The 3,111-nt window shown below is 65.3% G+C and carries 3 protein-coding genes; all 3 read right to left on the bottom strand.

Translation table 11 applies throughout. The annotated features are described in order from the left end of the window. Positions 1–917: tRNA pseudouridine(55) synthase TruB (gene truB / locus BGO16_RS00700; RefSeq protein WP_292616236.1), on the bottom strand; the 917-nt coding region annotated here is incomplete at its 3' end. Between the two features lie 5 nt (positions 918–922). Beyond that, complete coding sequence (rbfA, locus tag BGO16_RS00695) at positions 923–1,336, bottom strand: 30S ribosome-binding factor RbfA (protein WP_292616234.1); 414 nt, start codon at positions 1,334–1,336, stop codon at positions 923–925. A 135-nt stretch (positions 1,337–1,471) separates the two neighbouring features. Further along, on the bottom strand, positions 1,472–3,111 hold a 1,640-nt coding region (gene infB, locus BGO16_RS00690; RefSeq protein WP_292616232.1), incomplete at its 5' end, for a translation initiation factor IF-2.

Below are 3,111 nucleotides of genomic sequence, written 5' to 3'. Positions count from 1 at the left end.
AACAAGACGGCCTGGCCCCGATGGAGCCTTGCCGCATCAGCCCGAGTGACGGCCAGTGCCGGGATGTCGTCCAGCGCGGTCTCAACGGGCAATAGCGCATCGGCGAGGTTTCCCTCGCCGGATGCGGCTCTATCGCACAAAGCCTCCAGTTCTGCCAGCGGAATCATGTCGGCCTCGCCGAACGGGCCGACGACCGTGCGCCGCAGCGCGCAGATGTGGCCGTAACAGCCGAGAATTCGCCCGATATCGCGGGCCAGCGCCCGCACATAGGTACCTTTTCCGCATTCCGCCTCGAACACGGAGCGGCCGTCGCTGGTATGTTCTGCGAGGTCGAATTGGTGGATCTCGACCTGTCGCGGCTGCAAGGCGACGGTCTCGCCGTCGCGGGCAAGGTCGTAGGCCCGTTCGCCCTGGATCTTGATCGCGGAATATTGCGGCGGGATCTGCTCGATCACGCCGGTGAAGCGCGGCAGCAGCGCCCGCACCGCGTCCGCATCGGGCCGGTTCTCGCTGGTCTGGGTGACCCGGCCTTCGGTGTCGTCGGTATCGCGCTCCTCGCCCCATTGCACCGTGAAGCGGTAGCGTTTGCGGCCGTCCATGACGAAAGGCACGGTCTTGGTGGCTTCACCGAGCGCGATCGGCAGGCCGCCCGAGGCCAGCGGGTCGAGCGTGCCGGCGTGTCCGGCGCGCTTGGCGTTGAACAGCCGCTTCACGACCGCCACCGCATGGGTCGAGGTCATGCCGACGGGCTTGTCGAGGATGACCCAGCCGTGAACGTCGCGGCGGTCGCGGCGCGGCTGGTTGTTCTGTCTTTTCCGGGGCGCGCCGAGAAAGGCGTCTTCGGCTGCAGATTTATTTTTCTCGGCGCCGTCCGATTCGCCGATTTTCGAATCGAGGGCGGCATCAGGTGCGGTCATGGTCGTCAGCTTTCGTCCGAATCCGGTGCGAGGTCTCTCTGCACCGCGGGTGTTCGCAATAATTTCTCGATACGTTCCGCTTCGTCGAATCGTTCGTCGGCGCGGAAGCGGATGTCAGGTGCAAATTTCAGGTTAACGCGCCGCGCGATTTCTCCGCGCAGGAACCTCCTGTTGCGGTCGAGCGCCTCGATCACGTCGGCCGTGTCGCGCCCGCCGAGCGGCATCACGTAGATCGTCGCGAGCTTGAGGTCGGCGGACATGCGGACCTCGGGCACGGTGACGAGATGCCCTTCGAGCACGGGATCATGAACCAAGCCCTGGGTGAGAATGTCGGCGATCGCGTGGCGCACGGTTTCCGCGACGCGCAACTGGCGTTGCGAGGCGCCGGAAACGGACTCTTTCCTGTGGTGGCGCGGCATTCAAGTCACCGGTCATGCCCGGGCTTGACCCGGGCATCCATCGTTCATTCAGGGGTCCGCTTTCAGCGGATGGATTGCCGGATCAAGCCCGGCAATAACGAAAGGAAGAAGGCTAACGTGCAGTGAGATTTGGACTCACAGCGAGCGCTGTATGGTCTCCACGCGATAGCACTCGATGACGTCGCCCACGCGCATGTCGTGGTAGTTCTCGAACGCCATGCCGCACTCCTGGCCCGACTGAACTTCCTTCACTTCGTCCTTGAACCGCTTCAAGGTCGAGAGCTTGCCTTCGTGCACCACGACATTGTCGCGGATCAGGCGGACATGGGCGCCGCGCTCCACGGTGCCGTCGGTGACCCGGCAGCCTGCCACCTTGCCGACCTTGGAGATGTTGAAGACCTCCAGGATCTCGGCGTTGCCCAGCATGGTTTCGCGCAGCGTCGGCGCGAGCAGGCCGCTCATCGCCTTCTTCACATCGTCCACGAGGTCGTAGATGATATTGTAGTAGCGGATCTCGATGCCGTTGCGCTTGGCGGCGGCGGCGGCCTCCTTGTTGGCGCGGACCGAGAAGCCGATGATCGCGGCGTTGAAGCCCTCCGCGAGCGTCACGTCGGATTCCGAGATGCCGCCGACGCCCGCATGCAGGATGCGCGCGGCGACCTCCTCGGTGCCGAGCTTTTCCAGCGAGCCGAGAATGGCTTCCAGCGAGCCCTGCACGTCGGCCTTGATGACCAGCGGGAAATCCTTGCGGCCGGCGGTCTTGAGCTGCGACATCATCTGCTCGAGCGAGCCGCGCATGCCGGAGGCGCTGGCGGCTGCGTTTTCGCGCTTCTGGTGGGCGCGATAGCTCGTGACCTGACGGGCGCGGGCCTCGTTTTCGACCACGGCCAATCGGTCGCCGGCTTCCGGCGGACCGTTGAAACCGAGCACCTCGACGGGCACCGACGGGCCGGCCTCGTCGACCGTCTCGCCCTGATCGGAGATCAGCGCGCGGACGCGGCCCATTTCGGCGCCGGCCACGATGATGTCGCCGATCCGCAGCGTGCCGCGCTGGACCAGCACGGTGGCGACCGGACCGCGGCCGCGATCGAGCTTGGCTTCGATCACGGTGCCTTCGGCAGGCCGCGAGGCGTTGGTCTTGAGGTCGAGCAGGTCGGACTGCAGGGAAATCATTTCCAACAGCTTGTCGAGGTTGGTCCTGTTCTTGGCGGAAACTTCCACGTCGACCACCTGGCCGCCCATCGATTCGACCTGCACCTCGTGCTGCAGCAGTTCGGTGCGCACGCGCTCCGGCCTTGCGTCGGGCTTGTCGATCTTGTTGATCGCGATGATCATCGGCACCTTGGCGGCCTTGGCGTGATTGATCGCCTCGATGGTCTGCGGCATCACGCCGTCGTCGGCGGCGACCACCAGAATGACGATGTCGGTGACCTTGGCGCCGCGCGCGCGCATCGCGGTGAAGGCCGCATGGCCCGGGGTGTCGATGAAGGTGATCTTCTTGCCGTCGGGCGATGCGACCTGATAGGCGCCGATATGCTGGGTGATGCCGCCGGCTTCGCCCGATACCACGTTGGCGTGGCGCAGCGCGTCAAGCAGCGAGGTCTTGCCGTGATCGACGTGGCCCATCACGGTGACGACCGGCGAGCGCGGCTCGGTATCGGTGGAATCGTCGACCACGTCGAACAGGCCTTCCTCGACGTCGCTCGCGGCGACGCGCTTGACGGTGTGGCCCAGTTCTTCGGCGATGAGCTGCGCGGTATCGGCGTCGATCACGT

This window comes from Nitrobacter sp. 62-23, from assembly GCF_001897285.1.
Lineage (GTDB): Bacteria > Pseudomonadota > Alphaproteobacteria > Rhizobiales > Xanthobacteraceae > Nitrobacter.
Note: the sequence above shows the minus strand (reverse complement) of the source record. Positions and strands in the feature narration are given on the sequence as shown.

Bases quoted from the DNA above. Each gene is read 5' to 3' on its own strand.
- rbfA (WP_292616234.1), bottom strand. From the start codon at position 1,336: ATGCCGCGCCACCACAGGAAAGAGTCCGTTTCCGGCGCCTCGCAACGC.